This is a genomic window from Burkholderia sp. BCC1972 (genome assembly GCF_905339605.1).
Taxonomy (GTDB): Bacteria; Pseudomonadota; Gammaproteobacteria; order Burkholderiales; family Burkholderiaceae; genus Burkholderia.
The window spans coordinates 73,551-99,045 of record NZ_CAJPGH010000004.1; the positions used below are offsets into that span (position 1 = coordinate 73,551).

The 25,495-nt window shown below is 68.0% G+C and carries 23 protein-coding genes; 9 read left to right on the forward strand and 14 right to left on the reverse strand.

Annotation, left to right across the window (positions count from 1 at the left end; translation table 11 throughout):
- Positions 1-66: 66 nt before the first annotated feature.
- On the reverse strand, positions 67-660 hold the full coding sequence (locus U5798_RS07940; protein WP_124455542.1) for a LysE family translocator: 594 nt from the start codon (positions 658-660) through the stop codon (positions 67-69).
- Positions 661-732: 72 nt separating this feature from the next.
- Complete coding sequence (gene selD, locus U5798_RS07945) at positions 733-1,797, reverse strand: selenide, water dikinase SelD (RefSeq protein WP_124455541.1); 1,065 nt, start codon at positions 1,795-1,797, stop codon at positions 733-735.
- Between the two features lie 115 nt (positions 1,798-1,912).
- Between selD and U5798_RS07950 the strand changes: the two genes are divergently transcribed.
- Positions 1,913-2,749 carry a DMT family transporter gene (locus U5798_RS07950; protein ID WP_322081733.1) on the forward strand — a complete coding sequence of 279 codons (837 nt, stop codon included), beginning with the start codon at positions 1,913-1,915 and terminating at the stop codon, positions 2,747-2,749.
- Between the two features lie 98 nt (positions 2,750-2,847).
- Here U5798_RS07950 and U5798_RS07955 read toward each other — a convergent pair whose 3' ends face one another.
- Positions 2,848-4,356, reverse strand: a complete 1,509-nt coding sequence (locus U5798_RS07955; RefSeq protein ID WP_322081734.1) for a PLP-dependent aminotransferase family protein — start codon at positions 4,354-4,356, stop codon at positions 2,848-2,850.
- Positions 4,357-4,475: 119 nt separating this feature from the next.
- On the opposite strand from U5798_RS07955, the gene U5798_RS07960 reads away from it, so the two are divergent.
- A complete protein-coding gene (locus U5798_RS07960; protein WP_185658234.1) occupies positions 4,476-5,765 on the forward strand; it encodes a 4-aminobutyrate--2-oxoglutarate transaminase in 1,290 nt (429 codons plus the stop codon).
- 100 nt (positions 5,766-5,865) lie between these two features.
- Positions 5,866-7,335 carry an NADP-dependent succinate-semialdehyde dehydrogenase gene (gabD, locus tag U5798_RS07965; protein ID WP_124455533.1) on the forward strand — a complete coding sequence of 490 codons (1,470 nt, stop codon included), beginning with the start codon at positions 5,866-5,868 and terminating at the stop codon, positions 7,333-7,335.
- A gap of 123 nt (positions 7,336-7,458) precedes the next feature.
- Here gabD and U5798_RS07970 read toward each other — a convergent pair whose 3' ends face one another.
- On the reverse strand, positions 7,459-9,003 hold the full coding sequence (locus U5798_RS07970; RefSeq protein ID WP_322081735.1) for a methyl-accepting chemotaxis protein: 1,545 nt from the start codon (positions 9,001-9,003) through the stop codon (positions 7,459-7,461).
- A gap of 163 nt (positions 9,004-9,166) precedes the next feature.
- On the opposite strand from U5798_RS07970, the gene U5798_RS07975 reads away from it, so the two are divergent.
- The 4 genes from U5798_RS07975 (at position 9,167) to U5798_RS07990 (ending at position 11,332) form a co-directional block, all read left to right on the forward strand.
- Complete coding sequence (locus U5798_RS07975; RefSeq protein ID WP_185658233.1) at positions 9,167-9,319, forward strand: hypothetical protein; 153 nt, start codon at positions 9,167-9,169, stop codon at positions 9,317-9,319.
- Positions 9,316-10,173 (forward strand): class I SAM-dependent methyltransferase, encoded by an 858-nt coding sequence (locus tag U5798_RS07980; RefSeq protein ID WP_322081736.1) that lies wholly within the window; start codon positions 9,316-9,318, stop codon positions 10,171-10,173. The genes U5798_RS07975 and U5798_RS07980 overlap by 4 nt, the downstream gene beginning before the upstream one ends.
- Positions 10,170-10,730, forward strand: a complete 561-nt coding sequence (locus U5798_RS07985) for a GNAT family N-acetyltransferase (protein ID WP_322081737.1) — start codon at positions 10,170-10,172, stop codon at positions 10,728-10,730. The genes U5798_RS07980 and U5798_RS07985 overlap by 4 nt, the downstream gene beginning before the upstream one ends.
- A gap of 122 nt (positions 10,731-10,852) precedes the next feature.
- Entirely contained in the window at positions 10,853-11,332 is a 480-nt protein-coding gene (locus U5798_RS07990) for a DUF523 domain-containing protein (protein WP_415859491.1), read from the forward strand.
- Between the two features lie 100 nt (positions 11,333-11,432).
- On the opposite strand, the gene pcaF is transcribed toward U5798_RS07990, so the two are convergent.
- Entirely contained in the window at positions 11,433-12,635 is a 1,203-nt protein-coding gene (pcaF, locus tag U5798_RS07995) for a 3-oxoadipyl-CoA thiolase (RefSeq protein ID WP_124455525.1), read from the reverse strand.
- Positions 12,636-12,861: 226 nt separating this feature from the next.
- Here pcaF and U5798_RS08000 point away from each other — a divergent pair, with 226 nt between their 5' ends.
- Positions 12,862-13,650, forward strand: coding sequence for an IclR family transcriptional regulator (locus U5798_RS08000; protein ID WP_124455524.1), 789 nt, complete (start codon positions 12,862-12,864; stop codon positions 13,648-13,650).
- 210 nt (positions 13,651-13,860) lie between these two features.
- On the opposite strand, the gene U5798_RS08005 is transcribed toward U5798_RS08000, so the two are convergent.
- Positions 13,861-14,976: a succinylglutamate desuccinylase/aspartoacylase family protein gene (locus U5798_RS08005; RefSeq protein ID WP_322081739.1), complete on the reverse strand. Its 1,116-nt coding sequence runs from the start codon at positions 14,974-14,976 to the stop codon at positions 13,861-13,863.
- Positions 14,977-15,035: 59 nt separating this feature from the next.
- Positions 15,036-15,827, reverse strand: coding sequence for a transporter substrate-binding domain-containing protein (locus U5798_RS08010; RefSeq protein WP_322081740.1), 792 nt, complete (start codon positions 15,825-15,827; stop codon positions 15,036-15,038).
- A 137-nt stretch (positions 15,828-15,964) separates the two neighbouring features.
- Between U5798_RS08010 and U5798_RS08015 the strand changes: the two genes are divergently transcribed.
- Positions 15,965-16,885 (forward strand): LysR family transcriptional regulator, encoded by a 921-nt coding sequence (locus U5798_RS08015; protein WP_322081887.1) that lies wholly within the window; start codon positions 15,965-15,967, stop codon positions 16,883-16,885.
- A 34-nt stretch (positions 16,886-16,919) separates the two neighbouring features.
- Here U5798_RS08015 and U5798_RS08020 read toward each other — a convergent pair whose 3' ends face one another.
- The 7 genes from U5798_RS08020 to U5798_RS08050 form a co-directional block, all read right to left on the reverse strand.
- Positions 16,920-18,251, reverse strand: coding sequence for an MFS transporter (locus U5798_RS08020; RefSeq protein WP_322081741.1), 1,332 nt, complete (start codon positions 18,249-18,251; stop codon positions 16,920-16,922).
- A gap of 56 nt (positions 18,252-18,307) precedes the next feature.
- Positions 18,308-19,498, reverse strand: coding sequence for a M20 aminoacylase family protein (locus tag U5798_RS08025; RefSeq protein WP_322081742.1), 1,191 nt, complete (start codon positions 19,496-19,498; stop codon positions 18,308-18,310).
- A gap of 167 nt (positions 19,499-19,665) precedes the next feature.
- On the reverse strand, positions 19,666-20,598 hold the full coding sequence (locus U5798_RS08030; RefSeq protein WP_322081743.1) for an amidohydrolase family protein: 933 nt from the start codon (positions 20,596-20,598) through the stop codon (positions 19,666-19,668).
- Between the two features lie 2 nt (positions 20,599-20,600).
- Positions 20,601-21,923 (reverse strand): MFS transporter, encoded by a 1,323-nt coding sequence (locus U5798_RS08035; protein WP_322081744.1) that lies wholly within the window; start codon positions 21,921-21,923, stop codon positions 20,601-20,603.
- 11 nt (positions 21,924-21,934) lie between these two features.
- Entirely contained in the window at positions 21,935-23,173 is a 1,239-nt protein-coding gene (locus U5798_RS08040) for an MFS transporter (RefSeq protein ID WP_322081745.1), read from the reverse strand.
- Positions 23,170-24,450: an MFS transporter gene (locus tag U5798_RS08045; RefSeq protein WP_322081746.1), complete on the reverse strand. Its 1,281-nt coding sequence runs from the start codon at positions 24,448-24,450 to the stop codon at positions 23,170-23,172. Before U5798_RS08045 ends, U5798_RS08040 begins: the two co-directional genes overlap by 4 nt.
- Complete coding sequence (locus U5798_RS08050) at positions 24,450-25,493, reverse strand: amidohydrolase family protein (protein WP_322081747.1); 1,044 nt, start codon at positions 25,491-25,493, stop codon at positions 24,450-24,452. The genes U5798_RS08045 and U5798_RS08050 overlap by 1 nt, the downstream gene beginning before the upstream one ends.
- Positions 25,494-25,495: the final 2 nt, after the last annotated feature.

The following is a 25,495-nucleotide window of genomic DNA, read 5'->3' on the forward strand; positions in this document are numbered from 1 at the left end:
TATTGCAAACATCAGGAATGCTATCGGGTTGGTCGCCAGGTGCGACGTCAATCGTTTCGTACGGTACTACACGCGCATCAGCCCCGCGACGCCGTAACCGAGCACGACAAGTGCGGCGACCACGTGGCTCGCCGCGAGCCACCGCGGCGATTTCACGAAACGACCGATCGCGCTGCCGCCGAACGCGAACACGAGCTGACCCGCGAGGCTGCCCGCGAACACGCAAGCGGCGCCGAGCAGCCAGTGCCGGTGCGCGCCGGCGGCAGCCGTTGCGTAGCCGTAGAACAGCAGGATGGTCAGCGGGTTAGCGAGCGTGACGAAGAACATCGACATGAACGGGCGATCGCCCGGCGGCGGCGATGCGTCGCCATCGAGCGTGCGGCGCCGGTCACGCAGTGCCTGCCACAGCATCCGCGTGCCCATCGCGAGCAACACACATGCGCCGACGATACGGAACAGCGACAGATGCGACGCGAGCGTACTTGCGAGCAGCGCGCCGATCGTGAACGCGACGACCGCATAGCAGCCGTCCGCGGTGGCCACGCCGATTGCCGCGCGCACGCCGGTCGCCGTGCCGGCGCGCATGCCGTAGTTCGCGATCATCAGCGCGACGGGCCCGACCGACAGCGCGATCATCAGCCCGAACAGGAAGTCGTTCACCGGTCGTCGATGCCTTCGAGGAAAGGCATCGATTCTAGCGACGCCAAAACGATCCGGTGTGTGAATCGAGCGTCAGGCGACGTCGACGCGTGCGGGCCCGTCCACCATCTCGCCGATCACGACCGCGCGGTCGAAACCGTCGGCACGGAAACACGCGAGCACGTCGTCGACCGCGTCCGGCGCGCACGCGACGAGCAGGCCGCCCGACGTCTGCGGATCGGTCAACAGCGCCTGCGCGACAGGCGGCAGGCCGTCGGCGAGCCGCACGTCGGTGCCGTATGCGGCCCAGTTGCGGCCCGACGCGCCGGTGAACACGCCATCGGCGACGAACGTCTCGACGCCGGCGAGCCACGGCAGCGACGCATAGTGCACGCGTGCGGTCAGCTGCGCGCCGCGCGCCAGTTCGAGCGTATGGCCGAGCAGTCCGAAGCCCGTGACGTCGGTCAGCGCATGCACGCCCGGCAATGCGGCCAGCTCCGCGCCCGGCCGGTTCAGCTTGGTGGTCGTCGCGACCATCTGCGCGTACCCGTCGGCGTCGAGCTGGTTCTTCTTCAGTGCGGCCGACAGCACGCCGACGCCGAGCGGCTTGCCGAGCACGAGTACGTCGCCCGCACGCGCGGCCGCATTGCGCTTCACGCGCGACGGATGCACGACGCCGATCGCCGCGAGCCCGTAGATCGGCTCGACCGAATCGATCGAATGGCCGCCCGCGACCGGAATGCCGGCGTCCGCGCACACCGATTCGCCGCCGCGCAGCACGGCCGCGATCGTTTCGTGCGGCAGCACGTTGATCGGCATGCCGACCAGCGCGAGCGCGAGGATCGGCTTGCCGCCCATCGCATACACGTCGGACAGCGCGTTGGTCGCCGCGATGCGGCCGAAGTCGAACGGATCGTCGACGATCGGCATGAAGAAATCGGTGGTCGCGACGATCGCCTGCTCGTCGTTGAGCCGGTAGACGGCCGCGTCGTCGGACGTCTCGGTGCCGACCAGCAGGTCCGGGAACAGCGCGGGCGGCGTCGCGCGCTTCAGCAGCTCGGACAGCACGCCCGGTGCGATCTTGCAGCCGCAGCCGCCCCCGTGCGACAGGCTCGTGAGGCGCGGAACGGCAGGCTGGGCTTGGGTGGCTTCGGTCATCGTCGGCATCCGGTGAATAACAACGTTCTATTATCGACAATTCCGTGCGTGCGCGCCGGATACCCACATAATTGACGGCGCTGCCCCGCTCCCGCCTCCGTCCGCACCTTCGTTCATGGATCACCTGTTCATCGGCCTCGTGCTGTGCTCCGCGCTGCTGCACGCCATCTGGAACGCCTTCCTCCATGTCAGCGAAGACCGGCTCGTCCAGCTCGGCACGATGGCGCTGCCGTATCTCGCGTTCGGCGCCGCCGGCGCCGCGCTGCTGCCCGTGCCGGCACCCGCCGCGTGGCCGTACATCGCCGCCTCGGCCGCGCTCGAGGTCGCGTACTGCTTCACGCTGGCGCGCGCGTACCGCAGCGGCGAGTTCGGGCAGATCTATCCGATCGCGCGCGGCCTCGCGCCGCTGCTCGTATCGGTGCTGGCGCTCGCGCTGCTGCACGAGCGGCCGACGCCGTTCGGCTTCGCGGGCATCGCGCTCGTGTCGTTCGGCATCATGTCGCTCGCGCTGCGGCGCGGCTTCCGGTTCTCCGGAGAAGGCGTGCCGTATGCGCTGCTCACCGGCGTGTTCATCGCCGCGTATTCGATCTGCGACGGGATCGGCTCGCGCATTTCCGGCAGCGCGCTCGGCTACATCGCGTGGGTGTACCTGCTGTGGAGCGTGCCGCAGCTCGTGCTCGTCTGCGCGCTGCGCGGCGGCCCGCGCGCGGTACTCGCGTCGCGCACCGCGCTCGTGCAGGGTGCGATCGCCGGCACGATCTCGCTTGCCGCGTACGGGATCGTGATCCTCGCGTACCGGCACCTGCCGGTCGCGACGGTATCGGCGCTGCGCGAAACGAGCTCGATCTTCGCGGTCGCGATCGGCTGGTTCGTGATGCGCGAGCGGCCCGGCGCGCAGCGGCTCGCCGCGTGCGCGCTGGTGGTGGCCGGCGCGGCGCTGATCCGGCTTTAAGCGCATCGCATGCAGGCGATCCGCGCGGTGGGATGCATGCGTCGGCCTCGCATCCAAAACCTGCACCACGCCGCAGCCATGCCGTTGCACCGTTCCCTTCAAGCCACCGCGACGGCCCCACCGAACGCCCGCTCGTCGATCGCCTCGGCGAGCGTCGCGAACGCGGTCGCGATCTCGTCCTCCGGCACGCACGCATAGCCGAGCAGCAACCCCGATGCCGCGCGCTCGCGATCCGCGTAGTAGCCGGACAGCGGCCGCACGACGATGTTGCGTTCCAGCGCGGCCTGCGCGACCGCGCGATCGTCGACGCCTTCCGGCAGTTGCGTGACCAGGTGCAGCCCCGCATCGCTGCCGAGCGCTTGCAGCGTGTCGCCGTAACGGCGCGCAACCGCGTCGAGCAGCACTTCGCGGCGTTGCCCGTACAGCGTGCGCATCTTGCGGATATGCGACACGAAGTGCCCTTCCGCGATGAATTCCGCGAGCACGGCCTGCTGCAGCAACTGGCCTTCGCGGTACAGCTCGGCGCTCGCGGTCGCGAAGCTTTCCGCGAGCGGCTCCGGCGCGACGAGATAGCCGACCCGCAGCCCCGGGAACAGCGTCTTGCCGAAACTGCCGACGTAGATCACCTGTCCGGCCGTATCGAGCCCCTGCAGCGACGCGAGCGGCCGGCTGCCGTAGCGGAATTCGCTGTCGTAGTCGTCCTCGATGATCCAGCAGCCGTGCTGGCGCGCGTATTCGAGCAGCATCCGGCGCCGCGCGAGGCTCATCACCATCCCGAGCGGATACTGGTGCGACGGCGTGACGAGCATCAGCTTCGGCGGCTCGGCGAGATCGGCGGCCGACGGCGCGATACCTTCGTCGTCGACCGGAATCGGCCGCGTGGTCAGCCCCGACACGTTCAGCACGCTGCGCACGCCCCAGTAGCACGGGTCTTCGGTCCAGATCGCGTCGCCCGGATCGGTCAAGAGCCGCACCGCGAGATCGATCGACTGGTGGATGCCGGTCGTGATCACGATCTGCTCGGGCGTGCAGCGCACCGAGCGCGACGTGCGCAGGTAGTCGGCCAGCGACTCGCGCAGCAGCGCGAGCCCGCCGCCCGGCGCATAGGTCAGCAGGTCGGGGCGCAGGCGCCGCCAGTACTTGTTGTGCAGCCGCGTCCACACGCGCGCCGGAAATCGCGACACATCGGGCACGCCCGGCATGAACGCGCCGCCCTGGCGCTTCGACACGCCGGCACCTTCGACGAGCCGCGTGCCGCGCGCGGACAGCCGCCGGGCGGACGGCGTCACGACGGCCGGGCCGGCCGCCGCGTCGGGCGGTGCGCCGACGATTTCGTCCGGCGCGCTGTCGGCGACGAACGTGCCGCGGCCGGTCGCCGAGTTCACGTAGCCTTCGAGTGCAAGCTGTTCGTAAACCTGCGTGACCGTGTTGCGCGCGATCCCGAGTTCGGCAGCCAGCAGCCGCGACGACGGCACGCGCGTGCCGGCCGGCAGTTCGCGCGACAGGATCGCCTGTTGCAGCAGCCGGTGAAGCTGCCGGTAGATCGGCTGTTCGCCGCCGCGCACGAGGCGCTGCGCCAGCCAGTCCGACAGCACGCTCGCGCGCATGATTGGCTCCTGAATATTTATTGAAATGGCTCTGATTGCCAGAGCCAAATGTGATTATAGTCGCCTCCATGGGCTGCCAAGGCGCCCGATTTCTACCCACCGGAAAGAACATCAAGGAGATGACCGTGAAGAATGCCGACCTGCAGGCCCGCAAGAACGCCGCCACCCCGCGCGGCGTCGGCGTAATGTGCGATTTCTACGCAGCCCGCGCCGAGAACGCGGAACTGTGGGATGTCGAAGGCCGCCGCTTCATCGATTTCGCCGCCGGCATCGCGGTGCTGAACACGGGCCACCGCCATCCGAAGATCGTCAAGGCGATCGCGGATCAACTGAACAACTTCACGCACACCGCTTACCAGATCGTCCCGTACGCGTCGTACGTCGAGCTGGCCGAGAAGATCAACGACCGCGCGCCGGGCGACTTCCCGAAGAAGACCGCGTTCTTCACGACCGGCGCCGAAGCCGTCGAGAACGCGATCAAGATCGCACGTGCGGCGACCGGCCGTCCGGGCGTCATCGCGTTCTCGGGCGGCTTCCACGGCCGCACGATGATGGGCATGGCGCTGACCGGCAAGGTCGCCCCGTACAAGCTGAACTTCGGCCCGTTCCCGGGCGACGTGTTCCACGCCCCGTACCCGAACGCACTGCACGGCGTGACGACGGCCGACTCGATCAAGGCGATCGAGATGCTGTTCAAGGCCGACATCGATCCGAAGCGCGTCGCCGCGATCATCTTCGAACCGGTCCAGGGCGAAGGCGGTTTCTACGCGGCACCGGCCGAATTCGTGCGCGCGCTGCGCAAGATCTGTAACGAACACGGCATCCTGTTGATCGCCGACGAAGTGCAGACGGGCTTCGCGCGTACCGGCAAGCTGTTCGCGATGCAGCACTACGACGTGCTGGCCGACCTGATCACGATGGCGAAGAGCCTCGCCGGCGGCATGCCGCTGTCGGGCGTCGTCGGCCGTGCGGACGTGATGGACGCGGCAGCGCCCGGCGGCCTCGGCGGCACGTACGCGGGCAACCCGCTGGCCGTCGCCTCGGCGCACGCGGTGCTCGAGATCATCGACGAAGAGAAGCTGTGCGACCGCGCGACGCAACTCGGCGACGTGCTGAAGGCGAAGCTGAACGCACTGCAGGCCGACGTGCCGCAGATCGCCGACGTGCGCGGCCCGGGCGCGATGATCGCGGTCGAGTTCCTGAAGCCCGGTTCGGGCGAGCCGGATGCCGAGTTCACGAAGCGCGTGCAGACGCGTGCGCTCGAGCGCGGCCTGCTGCTGCTCGTGTGCGGCGTGTACTCGAACGTCGTGCGCTTCCTGTTCCCGCTGACGATCCCGCAAGCCGTGTTCGACGAAGCGCTCGTGATCCTCGAGGAAGTGTTGAAGGAAACGGTCGGCGTGCCGGCCTGAGTTCCCGCCCACTTCAACTGAATGCGCCGCCGCCGTCGTGAAGACGGCGGCGGCCGTTTTCTTCCGCCCTTATCCGTCCTTTTCAAAGCAGGCGATTCATATGAGCACCGTTCAGGAAACCCTGGCACTGAAAGATCCGTCGCTGTTCCGCCAGCAGGCGTACGTCAACGGCGAATGGCAAGGCGCAACGAACGGCGAGACGTTCGAAGTCCGCAACCCGGCGACGGGCGGCCTGCTCGGCACCGTGCCGGCGATGGGCACGGCCGAGACGCGTCACGCGATCGACGCCGCGAACGCCGCCTGGCCGGCGTGGCGCAAGAAGACCGCGAAGGAACGTGCGGTCATCCTGCGCAAGTGGCACGACCTGATGATGGAAAACGCCGACGACCTCGCGCTGATCCTGACCACCGAGCAAGGCAAGTCGCTGGCCGAGGCGAAGGGCGAGATCGGCTATGCGGCGTCGTTCCTCGAGTGGTTCGCGGAAGAAGGCAAGCGCGTGTACGGCGACACGATCCCGACGCCGGCGAGCGACAAGCGCATCGTCGTGACGAAGGAAGCGATCGGCGTGTGCGCGGCGATCACGCCGTGGAACTTCCCGGCGGCGATGATCACGCGCAAGGTCGGCCCGGCGCTCGCCGCCGGCTGCCCGATCGTCGTGAAGCCGGCCGAGGCCACGCCGTTCTCCGCGCTCGCGATGGCCGTGCTGGCCGAGCGCGCGGGCGTGCCGGCCGGCGTGTTCAGCGTCGTCACGGGCGACCCGAAGGCGATCGGCGGCGAGCTGACGTCGAACCCGATCGTGCGCAAGCTGTCGTTCACCGGCTCGACGCCGGTCGGCCGCCTGCTGATGGCGCAATGCGCGGCGACGGTCAAGAAGGTGTCGCTGGAACTCGGCGGCAACGCGCCGTTCATCGTGTTCGACGACGCCGATCTCGATGCAGCCGTGCAGGGCGCGATTGCGTCGAAGTACCGCAACAGCGGCCAGACGTGCGTGTGCACGAACCGCTTCTACGTGCATGAAGCCGTGTACGACCAGTTCGCGCAGAAGCTCGCGGCAGCCGTCGGCCAGCTGAAGGTCGGCCGCGGCACCGAGCCGGGCGTGACGCAAGGCCCGCTGATCAACGAGGCGGCCGTGCTGAAGGTCGAGGCGCACATCGAGGACGCGCTCGCGAAGGGCGCGACCGTCGTGACGGGCGGCAAGCGCCACGCGCTCGGCCACGGCTTCTTCGAGCCGACCGTGCTGACGGGCGTCACGCCGGCGATGAAGGTCGCGAAGGAAGAGACGTTCGGGCCGCTCGCGCCGCTGTTCAAGTTCAGCAGCGACGAAGAAGTGATCGGCCTCGCGAACGACACCGAGTTCGGTCTCGCCGCCTACTTCTACAGCCGCGACATCGGCCGCGTGTGGAAGGTGGCGGAAGCGCTCGAATACGGGATGGTCGGCGTGAACACGGGCCTGATCTCGAACGAAGTCGCGCCGTTCGGCGGCGTCAAGCAGTCGGGCCTCGGCCGCGAAGGCTCGCACTACGGCATCGACGACTACGTCGTGATCAAGTATCTCTGCCTGGCCGTCTGAAGCAACGATCAAGAGCCTGCCGCTGCGGCGACGGGCCCTTGAGACCGCCCGGCCGGAACCGGGCGGTCCGACGCGGGCCGGTATCCCTCTCCGCCATGCCCGCGTCACCTCTCTCCCCGCTCATCACCGAAACACGTTCACCGCATCCACGAGCCGCGTCGCCTGCTGCTTCAGGCTTTCCGACGCCGCCGTGCTCTGCTCGACGAGCGCCGCGTTCTGCTGCGTGATGTTGTCCAGATGCACGACCGCCTGGTCGACCTGCGCGACGCCCGTGCTCTGTTCGGCCGTCGACGAGCTGATCTCCGCGATCAGATCCGACACGCGCTTCACCTGCGTGACGATGTCCTCCATCGTCTTCCCCGCACCGTCGACGATCCGCGCGCCCGACTCCACGCGCTCGACGCTCGCGCCGATCAGCGTCTTGATCTCCTTCGCCGCGTTCGCACTGCGCTGCGCGAGCGCGCGCACTTCACCGGCGACCACCGCGAAACCGCGCCCCTGCTCGCCCGCACGCGCCGCCTCGACCGCCGCGTTCAGCGCGAGGATGTTGGTCTGGAACGCGATGCCGTCGATCACGCCAATGATGTCCGCGATCCTGCGCGAGCTGTCGGTGATGTCGTTCATCGTCGCGACGACCTCGCTCACCGCCTGCCCGCCACGCTCCGCCGCATCGCTCGCGGAAACCGACAACTGATTCGCCTGCAGCGCCGTCTCCGCGTTGCTCGACACCGTCGCCGTCATCTCGGCCATCGAGGCGGCCGTTTCCTGCACGCTCGACGCGGCCTGCTCGGTACGCGCGCTCAGGTCGCTGTTGCCCTGCGCGATCTCGTTGCTCGCGCGTTGCACGTTGTGCACCTGCTCGCTGACGTCGTCGACGAGCCAGCGGAACATCAGCCCGAGCTGGTTGATCGTGCGCAGCGTCATGCCGATCTCGTCGATGCGGTTCATCCGCACGCCGCGCCGGCTTTCACCGGTTGCGACATTCAGCGCCTGCTCGTGCAGCCGCTTCAACGGTCGCACGATCTGCGCGTCGAGCCACCAGCCGGCCGCGGCCGCCACGCCGACCGTCACGCCGGCAAACGCCGCGAGCCCGCCGCCGGACAACCCGCATGCCCACCCGGTGCCGACGACCGCCGGCGCCAGCACGCACAGCGCCGAATGCACGCGTGCGCGCACCGACATCGTCTGCGGCAGCGACGCGATGCGCAGCAGCCCGGTGCGAATCACGAGCCCCTTGTGGAACCGGCGCTGGCCGGCCTTGCCTTCGCGAAACGCGCGATACAGCGCGTCTGCGGCTGCGGTCTCGTCGCTTGGCGCCTTCGTGCGCACCGACATGTAGCCCTGCGGCTCGCCGTTGCGCATCACCGGAATCGCGTTCGCACGCACCCAGTAGTGGTCGCCGTTCTTGCGGCGGTTCTTCACGAGCGCGGTCCACGGCTCGCCGCGCTTGAGCGTCGCCCACATGTCGGCGAACGCCTCGCGCGGCATGTCGGGGTGACGCACGGCATTGTGCGGCTGGCCGACGAGCTCCTCGTTCGAGAAACCGCTCACCTGCGCAAATGTCGTGTTCGCGTAGGTGATCGTGCTGTCGGCATCGGTCGTCGACATCAGCGTGACGTCGTCGGGAAAATCGAATTCCTGTTGGGTAACGGGCTGGTTATTGCGCATGCAAGGCTCCGAAAGGCGGATCTGTTGTCCGCGCCGCGCTGAAAATCACGCTCAGTAGCCGAAAAACGGTTGATCGCTTTACGACACTCTCGTCCTTACTGTCGGCAATTCAGCGAAAAACCTTAATCCTGTCGCGCACAAAATATGCAATCCGGCCATTACCATGATTTCGATCAAGTATTTCGGCGATAATCGCCGCGCGCGTTCATCCGCCTGCCACAACGCGCCGCCCGGCGCGCCAATGCCGGCAACCGTTGCGCGCAGCGAAGCGATTTGGCCTATCCTGCTCCATTCCACCGGAATTCAAATTCGATGAAAAAGGCATTGCACGAACTGAATCGGCTGTCCTGGAATACGGCGACGGTCGCGCATAACAGCCATAAAGGCGATCAGGCCGCGTTTTTCCGCAATGGCGGCTCGACGCTGTATCCGGAAGAACGCGAACTGCTCGGTGAGTTCGCGGGCCTGCGGCTCCTGCATCTGCAATGCAACGCGGGACAGGACACGCTGAGCCTCGTGCGCGACGGCGCGCACGCAACCGGCGTCGACATCTCCGACGAAGCGATCGGCTTCGCGCGGCAACTGTCGGCCGACGCGGGCCTGCCCGCGCGCTTCGAGCGCGCCGACGTGCTCGACTGGATGCCCGAGGCCGCCGCACGCGGCGAGCGCTTCGATCGCGTGTTCACGTCGTACGGCGCGATCTGCTGGCTGTCGGACCTGAACGCATGGGCGCGCGGGATCGCCGCGCTGCTCGCGTCGGGCGGCCGCTTCGCGATGGTCGAGTTCCATCCCTTCGCGCTGTATTTCGACGAACACTGGCAGCCGCGCTACGACTACTTCAACGGCGACGCGACCGAGGAGCCCGCGGGCGTCAGCGATTACGTCGCGGCGTCCGGCACGGGGCTCGGCGCGCAGCACGACCACCCGGGTGTCGTCGATTTCGCGAATCCGCATCCGAGCTACGAATTCATGTGGGGCATCGGCGACGTAGTGAATGCGCTCGTGTCGGCCGGGCTCGCGATCGACCGCCTGAACGAATATCCGTACTCAAACGGCTGGAAGGGCTTCGACGGCATGCGCGAGCTCGAAGGCCGCCGGATGGTGCCGCCCGACGGCATGCCGCGCCTGCCGCTGATGTACGGGATCGCCGCGCACCGGGTGGCCGCGTGATGCGCCGCACCGCCGCCGAGCGCGACGCGCTGTCCACCCGCCTCCTGGCGCGCGACGACGTGCCGCTCGTGTGGACCATCGACCGGCGCGAGATCATCGAGCACCTGTACGTGCTGCGCGACGGTACGCTGCACCTCGTGCCCGAGTTCTACGACGTTGCCGGCTGGCCCGACGGCGAAGCCAGTCACTACACGCCGATCCTGCTCGACTGCCACGATCGCGGCGGCTGGTTCCTCGGCAGGTTCGACGGCGCGAGGCTCGTCGCGGCGGTCGTCGTCGACAGCCGGCCGCTCGGCCCGCAACGCGACATGCTGCAGTTGAAGTTCCTGCACGTGAGCCGCGACTGGCGCGGCTGCGGGCTCGGCGAGCAGCTCTATCGCGCGGCCCGGGTGCAGGCACGCGCGATGGGTGCCGAGCGCCTGTACGTGTCGGCCACGCCGTCGCAGCGCACGATCGACTTCTACCTGCGGCTCGGCTTCACGGTCAGCGCTTCGCCCGACCCCGAGCTTTACGCGCTCGAGCCCGAGGACCTTCATCTGGAAGGGCCCGTGGCCTGACGGTCCGGCGCGCGGATGAAGCGTAGAATTTCCCGCGCTGCCGCCACCGCCGTCAGCCATCACGGAGCACGACATTGAAGAACGACCCGCAGCCGCAAGCCACGCCGAAGATTCTCGTCAGCATGTGCGTGGTCGGCCATCCGGTCCGTTACAACGGCTCGGCGAAAACGGCCGCGCACGCCGCGCTCGAACGGTGGCAGCGTGAGGGGCGTCTCGTGCCCGTCTGCCCGGAACTGGCGGGCGGCTTCAGCGTGCCGCGCCCGCCTGCCGAAATCGCCGGCGGCGAATCGGGAGAGCAGGTCCTGTCGGGCAAGGCCCGCATCGTGGACGTGAACGGCACCGACGTGACGGCACCGTTCGTTGCCGGCGCGCACACCGCGCTGGCTGTCGCGCAGGCGCACGATTGCCGCTTCGCGATCCTCGCCGACGGCAGTCCGTCGTGCGGCAGCACGTTCATTTACGACGGGAGTTTCGAGAACCGGCGGCATGCGGGTGCCGGCGTCACCGCGGCGTTGCTGCGCGAGCACGGCATCGAGGTGTTCGCGGACACCGAGATCGATGCGCTCGACGCGCGCCTCAGGCAACTGTCGCAGCGCGGTTAACGACGACGGGCGGCACGAGAATCCTCGTGCCGCCCGTCATCACGGAAACAGCGCTGCAGCGAAGCGGCGCGTATCCGGCCGCTTCACCACGTCACATCGATCAGACGCGTTCGATCGCGATCGCGATGCCCTGGCCGACGCCGATGCACATCGTGCACAGCGCGAAGCGGCCGTTCGTGCGATGCAGCTGGTACATCGCGGTCGTCACGAGGCGCGCACCCGAAGCGCCGAGCGGATGGCCCAGCGCGATCGCGCCGCCGTTCGGGTTCACGCGGGGATCGTCGTCGGCGACGCCCAGCATGCGCAGCACCGCGAGGCCCTGCGACGCGAACGCCTCGTTCAGCTCGATCACGTCGAACTGGTCGATCGTCATCCCGAGCCGCGCGAGCAGCTTCTGCGTGGCCGGTGCGGGGCCGATGCCCATCACGCGCGGCGCGACGCCGGCCGTTGCGATGCCGAGCACGCGTGCACGCGGCGTCAGGCCGAAGCGCTTCGCGGTTGCTTCGTTCGCAAGCAGCAGCGCGGCGGCGCCGTCGTTGACGCCCGACGCGTTGCCGGCCGTCACCGAGCCGTCCGGGCGCACGACGCCCTTCAGCTTCGCGAGCGTCTCGAGCGAGGTTTCACGCGGATGCTCGTCGCGCGACACGACCACCGGATCGCCCTTCTTCTGGGCAATCGTGACCGACACGATTTCCTCGGCGAGCGTGCCGTCCTGCTGCGCACGCGCGGCCTTCTGCTGGCTGCGCAGCGCGAACAGGTCCTGGTCCGCGCGGCTGATGTTGTAGTCGACCGCGACGTTCTCGGCGGTTTCCGGCATCGAATCGACACCGTGCAGCTGTTTCATCAGCGGATTGACGAAGCGCCAGCCGATCGTCGTGTCGTAGATGTCGGCCTGGCGCGCGAACGCGCTGGCGGCCTTGCCCATCACGAACGGCGCGCGCGTCATGCTCTCGACGCCGCCCGCGACCATCAGCGCGGCTTCGCCCGACTTGATCGCGCGTGCGGCCACGCCGACCGCGTCCATCCCGGAACCGCACAGGCGGTTGATCGTCGAACCCGGCACGCCCTGCGGCAGGCCCGCGAGCAGCGCCGACATGCGCGCGACGTTGCGGTTGTCCTCGCCGGCCTGGTTCGCGCAGCCGTAGATCACGTCGTCGATCGCCGTCCAGTCGACGTCGCGGTTGCGCTCGACGAGCGCCTTGAGCGGTACCGCGCCCAGGTCGTCGGCGCGCACGCCGGACAGCGCACCGCCGTAACGCCCGATCGGCGTACGGATCGCATCACACAGAAAAGCTTCGGTCATCAGTGTCTCCGGTCCCATGAAGGCTGGGAAATGAACAGGGCGCGCCCCTTGCATTGCCCGCCGGGATGCGCTTAAATGTTCTATATACGAACATAAGATCGTGTATCGAACGTTCAACGCATCATAGGGAGTGCAGGGACGACCTGTCAAGCACGCGGTCCGCCGCGCGGTTGGCGTGTCAGGCCCCATGCGCTATCTTCTCGGCTGCACGATATTCCAGGCGCTCATGACAACCGAAGACACTCAGACTAAACCCGGCGACTCCTATGTGCAGTCGTTCGCGCGCGGCCTCGCGGTGATCCGCGCATTCGACGCGGCACGCCCCGAGCAGACGCTCACCGAAGTCGCGTCGGCCACCGGGCTCACGCGCGCAGGCGCGCGCCGGATCCTGCTCACGCTGCAGACGCTCGGCTACGTCGAGGCAGACGGCCGGCTGTTCCGGCTCACGCCGAAGATCCTCGAGCTCGGCTTCGCGTACCTGACCTCGATGCCGTTCTGGAATCTCGCCGATCCGGTGATGGAGCAGTTGTCCGCGCAGATCCACGAAAGCTGCTCGGCCGCGGTGCTCGACCGCACCGAGATCGTCTACGTGCTGCGCGTGCCGACCCGCAAGATCATGACGATCAACCTGTCGATCGGCAGCCGGCTGCCCGCGTACTGCACGTCGATGGGCCGCGTGCTGCTGTCCGCGCTCGACGACGCGGCACTCGACGAAACGCTCGCGCAAAGCGCCATCCGCGCGCATACACAGCGCACGATCACGGATCTCGGCGAGCTGAAGGCGACGATCGCGCAAGTACGCCAGCAGGGCTGGGCCGTGGTCGACCAGGAACTCGAGGTGGGCCTGATGTCGCTGTCCGCGCCGATCCGCAACCGGCGCGGGCAGATCATCGCGGCGATGAACATCAGCGGCAATGCGCAGCGGCATACCGCGAAGCAGATGGTGAAGGAGTTTCTCGGGCCGTTGCAGCAGGCCGCGCAGACGGTGTCGGAACTGGTGGCGCGGCGCGGTTGAGCGCCCTGCCGATTGTCGTACCGGCCGCACGACGATTCGCCAATAAAAAAAGCGGGCAGCCTGGGCCGCCCGCTCAAACTCTGACTTCATTGCAACGTTCGTCTCACGGAACACGGAGCACACTCCGCGCCGCACAATTTAGTGACACGCGGAAAGCCGGTCAATCTGACGAGAACGAAATTGCGCCCGGCTCGTAGGACACCGCACCGCTCACGCGCCGAGCAGCATCCCCGTGCGCACCGGCACCGTGCCCGTCACGCGGCCGAGCGGCGCGCCGGCCGTCACGAAGCGGATGGCGCGGCGCATGTAGAACACGCCGTCGGTCGCGCTCGAGATCGTCGTGATCGCATCCGTCAGCGGATCGACGATGTCGAACAGCGGGTCGCCCGCACGGATCGTCGCGCCGATCGCCGCGCGGTGCACGAGGATTCCGCTCACCGGCGCGTAGAACTGCTCGCTGCCCGCGAGCGGCGTGGCCGGTGCGGCCAGCGGCGGCAGCGGCGTGCGTTCGCCCTGCACCGCGCCGCGCCAGACGAGGTAGTCGACGAGCGCGTCGGCATCGCGTTCGGCATATTCATACGTCACGTCGCGCTGGCCGCGGCATTCGACCGTCACGGCCACGGCGCCGGCCGCCATCGGCGTGCCTTCCGGCAAATGCTGGCGCAACTGCGCCCACAGCAGGTGATGGGCATCGTCGAACGCATGCCCGCCCGAATCCTCCGCGAGCAGCGATACCTCCGCACCGAGATAGCGCGCGAGCGGTTCGACCTCGGGCCACGCCGTGTCGCTCGTGTACACGTGCATCACCGCTTCGAGCGAACAATGCAGGTCGATCACGACCTCCGCGTCATGCGACAGCTTCAGCAACGCAAGCTGCAGCGCGTCGAATTCGGTGCGCGGCTCGATGGCGTCGAGCGTCGCGCCGACGCATTCGCGCACGATCGCGCGATTGCGTTCGCCGTCGGCGCCGAGCCGGTCGCGCGTACGTGCGGCGATCGCCGCGAGCGGCAGGAAGCCGCGATTGAAGTTGCGGCCGCTCGCCAGGTCGAAGCGGCCGATGAACTGCCCGAGCAGATGATGATTGAGGCCGACCGGGTTCGACACCGGCACGAGCACGATCTCGGCCGCGAGCCGGCCTTCGGCGTCGAGCTGCGCGAGGCGCTGCTTCAGCACGAACGCCGCGAGCATCGCGGGCGTCTCGTCCGCGTGCAGCGCGGCCTGCAGGTAGATCTTGCGGCCGCTATCGGCCGGCCCGAAATGAAAGCTCGTCAGCGTGCGCTGCGTGCCGATCGACGGCGACAGGAGCGGCGTGGTGCGAATCTGCATCGATGGTCTCGAACGGATGAAATCAGGGAAGCGGGTGAAACGGCGAGGTGGCGCGGCGCTCAGTCGCCATACGGGTTGAAGTCGAAATACTTCTTCGCGATCCGGTCGTACGTGCCGTCCTTCAGCATCGATGCGATCGCGCCGTCGATCGACGCCTTCAGCGCCGTATCGGATTGCCGCATGCCGATGCCGACACCGCGATCGCCCATGTCGAGCGGTGCGCCGACGAACGCGAAGCCCTTGCCGCGCGGCTGGCGCAGGAACCCGTAGTCGGCTTCCACCGTGCCGAGCAGCGCCGCGTCGAGGCGGCCGTTGACGAGATCGGCGAACACGTCGTCCTGGCTCTTGTACGGCACGACGCTCACACCGGCCGTCGCCCAGTGCGCGAGCGCCCACGATTCGAACTGCGTGCCCGACTGCACACCGACGCGCTTGCCGGCCAGCGACGCCGTCGTGCTGCCGAGCCCGAGGTCGGGCCGCGCGACGAGCCGCGACTTGAAGCGGAACAGTTTCGACGAGAACAGGATCTGCTTCTCGCGCTTCTCCGTGATCGCCATCGACGACAGGATCGCGTCGATCTTGCGCGCCTGCAGCGCCGGAATCATCCCGGAGAACTCGAGCTCGACCCACTGGCAGCGCAACTGCGCGCGGCGGCAGATCTCGTTGCCGAGGTCGACGTCGAAGCCCTTCAGGCTGCCGTCGGGCGCCTTCGCATCCATCGGCGGATAGGTCGGGTCGATGCCGAGCCGCACGACGTGCGTGTCGAGCGCGGACGCGGATGCGGATGCGGATGCGGATGCGGCAGCCAGGCCAAGGCACAGGGAAACGAGCGGGACGAGGAAACGTTTCATGGTCGACGGAGGGCGGGAAGAGACGCAAGCGGCATGAGCCGGACTGCCTGCGATCGTAGGCGTCACGGCCCGCCGCCGGAACCATCGACTGCCTTATCATGATCGGTATTTCCGATCACCGGCCTCGCCGCTCGCTCATGGCGTTCACGCTGTCCCAGCTCCGCATCTTCCAGGCTGTCGTCGAGCACGGCAGCCTGCGCGCCGCCGCGCGCGCGCTCGATCTCGCGCAAAGCGGCGTCACGCAGCAGTTGCAGAGCCTCGAGGCGACGCTCGGCGCGACGCTGTTCACGCGCACCAATCGCGGGATCGTGCCGACGGCCGTCGGCCAGCGGCTGCTCGCGCGCTCCGGCTCGATCCTCGGCGAATGCGAGCAGGTCGAGCGGGAGATCCGTCAGTTGAGCGGCGCGTACGAAGGCACCGTCACGCTCGGCCTCGTGGCCGAGCCGCTGATCGACGCGTTCGCGCCCGTGCTGACCGCGTTCCGCGCGCGCTTCGACAAGGTCGACGTGCACCTGCGCACCGGCACGTCGCGGATGATGATCGGCTGGCTGCGCGAAAGCGCGGTGGATTTCGCGATCGCGCTGGTCGCGAAGCAGACCGACACGACCGATCTCGCGGTCACGCCGCTGCGCGCGTCGGCGCCGGTCGTCGTCTGCCGGCACGGGCATCCGGCGATGCACGCGCAATCGCTCGCCGAGCTGGCCGGTTACGGGTGGGTGTCCACGCGCTCGCCGAACCTCAGTGCCGACCCGGTCGTCAACCGGCTGCTCGCGTACTTCGACGCGCATGGCCAGCCGCCGCCGAAGATTCTCGCCACCGTCGAAGGGATGTTCGAGACGCTGCAGATCGTCACGCAGACCGATTCGCTCGCGCTCGAAACCGAAGCCATCACGCGGCATGGGCCGTTCGCCGGCGCGCTCGTGAAGGTGCCCGTGCGCGAGCAGGCCGAAGCGCAGGACATTTGCCTGCTGCAGCGTGCGGCCGTGCCGCTGACGCCGGCCGCGCAGGAACTCGCCACGATGCTCGCGTCGTACCTGAGGATGGTGCGCGGGCGGTAAGCGCACGAGCGCGCGCCGCCGCCCGCATCGCGCGTCAGTCCAGCGATTCCTGCGCCGTCTCGCGCAGCATCGCGACCGCAATCAGCGACAGCACCACGCACGCGGCCACGTAGCCGGCCGGCGCGAGCTTGCTGCCGGTCGTCTTCACGAGCCAGGTCGCGATCAGCTGCGCGGTGCCGCCGAAGATCGTCACCGCGAGCGCATAAGCGATCGAGATGCCGGTCGCCCGCACGTGGCGCGGCAGCGACTCGCACATCAGCGCCATTTCCGAGGCCGAGCCGAGCGAATAGAACAGCAGCAGCAGCGCGGTCAGCGGCAGGATCACCGACAGCGTCGGATGATGATTCATCAGCCAGAACGCCGGGAACAGCAGCAGGACCAGCACGCCGCGGCCGACGAAGATCGGCAGGCGCCGGCTGCCGAGCGTGTCCGACAGCCAGCCGAACAGCGGGCACGTGACCAGCATCACGCAGCCCGACGCGACGCCGACGAGCATCGACAGCTTCATCGGCAGCCCGAGCGTGTGGATCGCGTAAGTCGGCATGTAGAACGTCAGGATGTAGGTCGACACCGTGCCGCCCATCACCGTGAGCATCAGCAGCACCACCGTGCGCGTGTGCTTCGAGAACAGCTCGTGCAGCACGCCGCGCTCGATCCCGTGATGGCTGTCGCCGGGCGCGTCGTCCGCCAGCCGGCGGCGCAGATACATGCCGACCGGCGCGATCAGCACGCCGACGAGGAACGGCAGCCGCCAGCCCCAGCCTTCCAGCGCGTCCTTCGTCATCGTGTTCGACAGCAGCGCCGCGAAGCCCGAGCCCATCAGCGCGGCGCCGCCCTGCGTCGCCAGTTGCCAGCTCGCGCGGAACGCGCGCCGCGACGTGCCGCCCTGTTCGAGCAGCGTCGTCGTCGCCGCGCCGAATTCGCCGCCCTGCGAGAAGCCCTGCAGCAGCCGCGCGAACACGACGAGCAGCGGCGCGGCCACGCCGACCTGCGCATAGGTCGGCGCGATCGCGATCAGGCCCGTGCCGAGCGCCATCAGCATGATCGTCAGGTTCAGCGCGGCCTTGCGTCCCTTGCGGTCCGCATAGACGCCGAGCACGACGCTGCCGAGCGGCCGCGTGAAGAAGCCGGCCGCAAACGTCGCGACCGACAGCAGCAGCGACGTGGTCGCGTCGCTCGACGGGAAGAACAGCTTGCCGATCAGCACCGCGAAGAAGCCGTACACGGTGAAATCGAAGAATTCCAGCCAGTTGCCGATCACGGCCGCGGCGATCGCGCCGCGCCGCGTGACGGCAGGCGCGGCAGGCGCGCCGGCTGCGGCGGCGCCCGTCGACGCGGGGTGCAGCGCGAGATGGTCTTTCTGCATATTTGTCGTCTCCACTCAATGCGGCCGGAAGCGCCGGCCGCGCGCCGCCGTTGCGATCACTGACCGAGGTAGCGCTCGACGAGGCGCGTCCAGAATGCCGCGCCGATCGGCAGGTTGCGATCGTTGAAGTCGTATTTCGGGTTGTGCACCATGCAGCCGTCCTCGCCTTCGCCGTTGCCGAGCCGCACGAACGAGCCCGGCCGCTGTTGCAGCATGAACGCGAAATCCTCGCTGCCCATCAGCAGGTCGGTCTGCTCGACCACGTGCGCATCGCCGACGAGTTCACGTGCGACCTGCGCCGCGAAATCCGTTTCGGCATCCGTATTGACGACGACGGGATAGCCTTCGATGTACTCGACGTTCGCGGTCGCGCCGTAGCTCGCGGCCTGCGATTCGGCCAGCTCGGTGATGCGGCGCTTGAGCAGCGCGCGCACCTCCGGGCTGAACGACCGGACGCTGAGATCGAGGCGTGCGCCGTTCGGAATCACGTTGTTCGCGGTGCCCGCGTGCATCGAGCCGACCGTGACGACCGCCGGCTGCGACGGATCGACGTTGCGCGCGACGATCGTCTGCAGCGCCATCACGATGCTCGCCGCGACGACGACCGGGTCGACCGTCAGGTGCGGCCGCGCGGCGTGGCCGCCGACGCCTTCGATCGTGATGATCGCCTTGTCGCCCGCCGACATGAACGGGCCGCGCCGCGTGAGGAACACGCCGGGCGCCGCGCCCGGATGGTTGTGCATGCCGAACACCGCGTCGCACGGAAAGCGTTCGAACAGGCCGTCGTCGATCATCTTTTTCGCGCCGCTGTCGACGCCGTGCTCTTCAGCCGGCTGGAAATACAGGTGCACGGTGCCGGAGAAGTTGCGCGTCTTCGCGAGATGCTGCGCGGCGCCGAGCAGCATCGTCGTGTGGCCGTCGTGGCCGCACGCGTGCATCTTGCCGTGCGTGCCGCTCGCATACGGCAGGCCGGTCGCCTCGACGATCGGCAGCGCGTCCATGTCGGCGCGGATGCCGATGCTGCGCGCGCCGTCACCCACGCGCAGCGTGCCGACGACGCCCGTCTTGCCGACCCCGCGCGTCACCTGCCAGCCCCATTGCTCGAGCTTGTCCGCGACGAGCGCGGCCGTGTCGTGCTCTTCGTACGCGAGTTCGGGATGGTGATGGATGTGGTGACGGATCTCGCGCAGCCCGCCGGCGGCGGGCATCAGATCCTCGACTTCAGTGAAGCGGGTATCGGTGGTCATCAAAGGGGCTCCTGCCGTTCGTCTGCGCACGCCGGGGAGGCGTGCGGGAAAGCGAGCCACTATATCCAGCCGATATCGGTTCAATAAGATGCTGAATTTTTCACCGTGATAAGAATTTTTAATCAGGGTTAGTACGGATGCCTCGGTTTGGCCGTGCAGCTTTCGATCTATGCAAATCCATACAACTTCGCCGGGTTGGTGACGAATATCCGTTGCTGCCAGTCCGGACGCGCGATCCAGCCGGCGATCACGTCCAGCAAGCTTGCATCGTCCGGCTTGTCCGTCTTCTGCGTCGGGTGCGGCCAGTCGGTGCCCCAGAGCATGCGCTCCGGCGCCATGTCGATCAGCGCCTTCGCGACCGGTGCGACGTCCTCGTAAGCAGGCGCGCCCGTCCCGCTGTCGACGTACGGTCCCGACAAGGTGATCCACGTATTGCCCTTTTCAACGAGGCGTTGCGCAGTCCGAAACGCGGCCGACGACAGCCCGCCGGGCTGCGGCACATGCGCGATATGGTCGATGACGAGCGGACAAGGCAGCATCGCAAGATGACGCTCCAGCTCCGGCAGCCGCGCGCCCTGAACCACCAGCTCGATATGCCATCCAAGGTTCGCGATACGCGTGGCGAGCGGCGCCAGCATGTCGAGCGTCGTCGCGCCCGGATAGCTCAGGTTGAAACGGATCGCACGGATGCCACCGCGATCGAGCGCCCGAAGTTCGTCGTCGCTCACGGCGGCGTCGACGACGGCGACGCCGCGCGCGCCGTCGCCGAACTGCGCGATCGCCGCCAGCGTGCAGCGATTGTCCGTTCCGTACGTCGACGGCGTCACGACCACATTGCGCTTCACACCGATACGCGCCTGCACGCTCCGGTATTGCGCGACGGTCGCATTCGGCGGCCGCAGCGTCGTGCCCGGTGCGACCGGGAACCGGTCGTCGTAGACATGCATGTGACAGTCGATCGCGCCCTCGGGCAGCCGGAACGCCGGCCGCTCGATGCCGCTCGACCACGTTTCGTCCGCGGCGGCCGGCCTCGGCAATGCAGCCGAAGCCAGCGCGGCGCCGGCGATCCGGAGGAACCCGCGTCTCGCGATGCGCGCCATGATCAGATGGTCCCCGTCTTGCCGACCAGCTTGCCGGACGCGTGATTGCGCGTGAGCAGCAACAGCGTCGCGACGCTCACGAGCGTGAGGATCGCGAGCGGCATCAAGGCGAGCGCGTAGCTGCCCGTCGCCGCCTTCACCCACCCGTACACGTTCACCATCAGCCCGCCGCCGAGCAGGTTCGCGATCGCATTGACCGTCGCGAGGCCGGCCGCCACGGTGCTGTTGGACAGCATGTCGGTCGCGAGCGCCCAGAACGGCCCCTTGAACGAATACGCGCCGACCAGCACCGCGCAGAGCATGCAGACCGTCGGCAGCAGCGATCCGCTCAGCGACGTCGCGAACAGGCCCACGCCGATCAGCAACATCGGCACGACCGTATGCCAGCGCCGTTCGCCGACACGGTCCGAGCGCCGGCCCCAGTAAACCATCAGGACGGAGGCCACGGCGTACGGGACCGAGTTCAGCAGGCCGGTTTCCATGACGGTCAGGCCGAACGACTTGAGCAACTGCGGCTGCCACACGGACAGCGTGCTGCCTGCCGCGGAAGCACACGTGTCGACGAGCGCGAGGCACAGCACGTAGCGGTTGCGGAACAGCTGCGTGAGCGGCAGCGACGGCACCTTCTTGCGTGTCTTGTGGCCGGCGGCTAGCGCGCTGGAGAGCCATGCGCGCTCGTCGTCGTCGAGCCACCGCGCGTGTTCCGGCTTGTTCGTCAGCATGAACAGGCATGCGATGCCGAGCAGCACGGTCGGGATGCCTTCGAGGATGAACAGCCAGTGCCAGCCGCGCAGGCCCCAGACGCCGTCCATCTGCAACAGCAGCGCGGAGATCGGCGAGCCGATGAAGCTTGCGGCCGGAATCGCGACCATGAACGTCGCGACGATCCGCGCCCGATACTGCGCGGGAATCCAGTACGACAGATAAAGCAGCACGCCCGGGAAGAAGCCGGCCTCGGCGGCGCCCAGCAGGAAGCGCAGCACGTAGAACGTCGTCGCGTTGTGCACGAGCGCGGTCGCCGCCGACACGATGCCCCACGTGATCATGATCCGCGCGATCCAGATCCGCGCGCCGTATTTCTGCAGCGCGAGATTGCTCGGCACTTCGAAAAAGAAGTACGAAATGAAGAACAGGCTGCTGCCGAAGCCGAAGACCTGCGCCGACATCCCGAGGTCGTGGTTCATCTGCAGCGACGCCATCCCCACGTTGCCCCGGTCGATGAAGGCAAGCAGGTAGCAGATCATCAAAAAGGGAATGAGTCGCCAGACGACCTTTCGTATGGTCCGGCGCTCGATCGCGGACGCGTCCATGAAACCGGTTTGCATGTTGTCTCCGTTTATTGTGCGCCTGAGCGCGTTGCTGTGAATCGTTGCCACGCGACGACTGCAATGACGCCGCACGCGAGCACGGCGGCCATGGCGGCGAAGGTGTGTCGCACGCCGAGCGCCTCGGATGCGCTGCCGACGAGCAGGTAACCGAACGGCATCGTGCCGTTGTAGGCCATGCCGTACATCCCGACGAGCCCGCCGCGCACGTGTTCCGGGCACTGGCGCTGAATGGTCGCGTTCGTCGACGTGGCCGCGAACGTGAGGCTGAAACCGAGTGCATAGAACGCGGGAATCGATCCCGCCGCATCGGTCGTCGCGGCCAGCACGGCCAGCGCGCCGACTGCCGTCCAGGGCGCATACGCGATGAACCGGCGCGATGCACGCGGCCCGAACGCCGACGACAGCAGCACCGCCGCGCTCAACGAGCCTGCGCCGGCGCAGGCGAAGAACACGCCGGTAAAGCGCGCCGCGTCGTGAAAGCCCTGGTCCGCGAGCAGCGGCACGAGCGTCTGGTAGCTGCCGGCGAACAGGCCGATGCACGCGAGAATCGGCAGATAGCGGGCCGAGAACGCATCGGACAGCACATAGCCGACCGCGTCGCGCAGGCCGCTCTCCACGCGCGACGGGCGGTCCACCGCCGCAGTCCGGATCGACCGCACGCACGTCGCCATGAAGCACAGCGCGAGCGCATAGATCGCAAACGACGTCCTGGGCCCCAGCGTCGGATAGACGAATCCGGCGATGGTCGGGCCGACCATGCGCCCGACGTTGTAGACCATCGTGTTCATCGCGACCGCGTTGGAGGTGTGCGTCGCATCCTGGAGGCTCGTCAGCAGCAGCACCTGCCGTGCCGGCGTTTCCACCGCGCTCGACACGCCGATCGCCAGCGCATGCGCGAGGATCAGCTTCACGCCGAGCAGGCCGAGCAGCGACAACGTGAAGAGGCTGCCCGTCAGCAGCAGCGACGTCATCAGCACGCACAGCGTCACGCGGCGCGCGTTGGCCGAGCCGATGCGGGAGCCCGCCACCGGCGCGACGATCAACTGCGGCCCGTACAGCAGGAAGTTGAGCAGCGCGAGGATCGCCGCCGAGCCGGACAGGTGATAGATCAGTAGATTCAGCGTGACGTTCTGCGTCCAGCTGCCGAGCACCGACGCGACCTGGCCGCCCAGATAGCGCCGCAGCGATGCCTCGGTCAGCGCGGGAAACAGCTTGTTCACCCGTCCCGATTGCGTTGCCACGTTCATGACAGCGTCTTCCCGCGCGTTTCGGGCGCGAACAGCACGACCGCGGCCGCGGCGATGAACGCGACGATCGTCGTCGCGAGTCCGAGCGCGAAGCCGCCCGACGTCGACGCCAGCGCACCGATGACCAAAGGCGCGATGAAGCCGCCGAGCCGGCCGCCGTTGTATGCGAGGCCCATGAAGAACCCGCGCGATGCCGTGTTGCCGATGATCTCCGCGAGAAACGGGCCGGCCCCCGCGAAGATGCCGTTCACGCTGAAGCCGGTCAGGAAGATGGCGGCCATCAGCAGCAACGGATTCGCCGACACGATGTACACGCCGACGGCCAGCGCACCGACCAGCAAGTACGCCAGGAACATCGGGCGCCGGCCGATCCGGTCGACCCATGCCGAGAACAGCAGGAACCCGGCGATCGCGCCGAACTGCAACGCAAGCACGAACTTCAGGCTATGCACGAAGTCGAGGTGCTTCACCGTGACGAGGAACGTCGGCGTCCACGTGAATACGCCCCAGTAGAGGTACTGCAGGAAGAAGATGAAGCAGAAGGCGGTGAACAGGCCGCGCACGTTCAGCTTCTCGTGACCTGCCGCGCCGGGCTTGCGGGCCTGCGATTTCGCGTGCCGGCGTTCGAGCCAGATCGGCGATTCCGGCGTGCTGCGCGCGACCCAGAACAGAATGAAGAACGGCGACGCACCGATCAGGAACAGCAGACGCCAGCTGCCGCCAGCCAGTCCGCCATGCGCGGCACCGACGATGCCCGAGATCGCGATCGCGAGAATCGCGCCGATCGGCAAGCCCATCTGCATCAGCGCGCCGCCCTTTCCGCGCCGGCTCGGATGCCAGGTTTCCGCGATGAGCGCCGCGCCGGCGGTCCAGGTTCCGCCCATGCCGAGCGCGCCGAAGAAGCGCAGCGCGGCAAATGAGTGCGCGTCCGGCGCAAACGCGATCAGGCCGGAGAACAGCGAGTAGATGCCGACGCAGAGCAGCGCGGAGCGCACGCGCCCGATCCGGTCCGACACGAAGCCGAACAGAATGCCGCCGACGATCTGTCCGGCCGCCGTGACGCTCGTGAACATGCCGAGCTGCGCCTTGCTCAGCCCGAACTGCAGCGCGAGCGTCGGCAGCAGCAGCGAAAGCAGGAACGAGTCGTAACTCTCGAACGTCCAGCCGAGCCCCGCGAGCGACAGCGAACGCCACTCGGTACCGGTAATGCGCGTGGACCCTCTTTCCGCGGCTGCGGACGCCACGTCCTGCGTCGCCACGGTTGCACTCGTCTTCATCAGTTGTCTCCGGGAATCGCGACGCGATACGTCGATGCGGCAGTCCGGCTGAACAGCGCGGCCTTTTCATCGGCCGACATCGCGGACGCGAGTCGTTTGAAGGCGTTCCACAGCACGCGATAGCCGAACATCCCCTTGTCGACGGGGAAGTTGCTTTCGAACATGCAGCGATCGACGCCGAAGAGTTCGACGCAGGTGTCGAAATATGGCTGCCACGCCGCCGCCAGTTCCTGCGACGACGGCGGCAGGTCGCGTGCGGCGAAGTCGAAACCGAACACGCTCATGCCCGCGCCGCCCAGCTTCATGCGCGTGTTCGGCAGCCCGGCAAGACGCGCGAGTTGCCGTCTCCATTGCGCATGATCTTCCGCACGCCGGCCGGCATGCGGGCCCACGCCGAGCGGACCGCCGAAATGGTCGATGACGACGGTGACGCCCTCGCAGGTGCGCGCGAGTTCGTACAGATCGTCGAGTTGCGTGTGATACACCCACGCGTCCAGCGACAGCCCGTAGCGGCCGAGCGTCGTCACGCCCTGCCGGAAGGCCGGATCCGACATCCGGTCGCGCGGCGGCGTCACCGGGCTCGACCGCACGTCGGGGCTCGCATGCCACGCGAGCGGATTGCGGATGCCGCGCAGCCGGCCGCCGGACACCTGCAGCATCGTGTCGAGCACTGCCTCGAGTTCCGCGCCGAGCGACAGATCGGCGCCGCCGACGATGGCCTCGCAGCACCGCGCGGAGCCGTAAGCGCCGCTGTCGAACATCGCGGCGATGCCGCTTGCGAATTCCACTTCGCCAACCGGCTTGAACGCCTCCGGCCCGCTTGCACGCAACATCGACCGGCACTGCACGTAGACCGTCGACACGACCCGATGGCCGCTGCGCACGTCCGCGCCGAACTCGTCCGCGAGATAGCGCCCGGTCTGGCGGTCCCACAGGTGATGATGGGCGTCCACTATGGCAAGCTCGGGTTCGAGCACCGGCTCGTCGCGCAACGCGAGCCACTCGGGCCTGACGGGCAGATGGGGCGCATGAACGGTCTGCATCG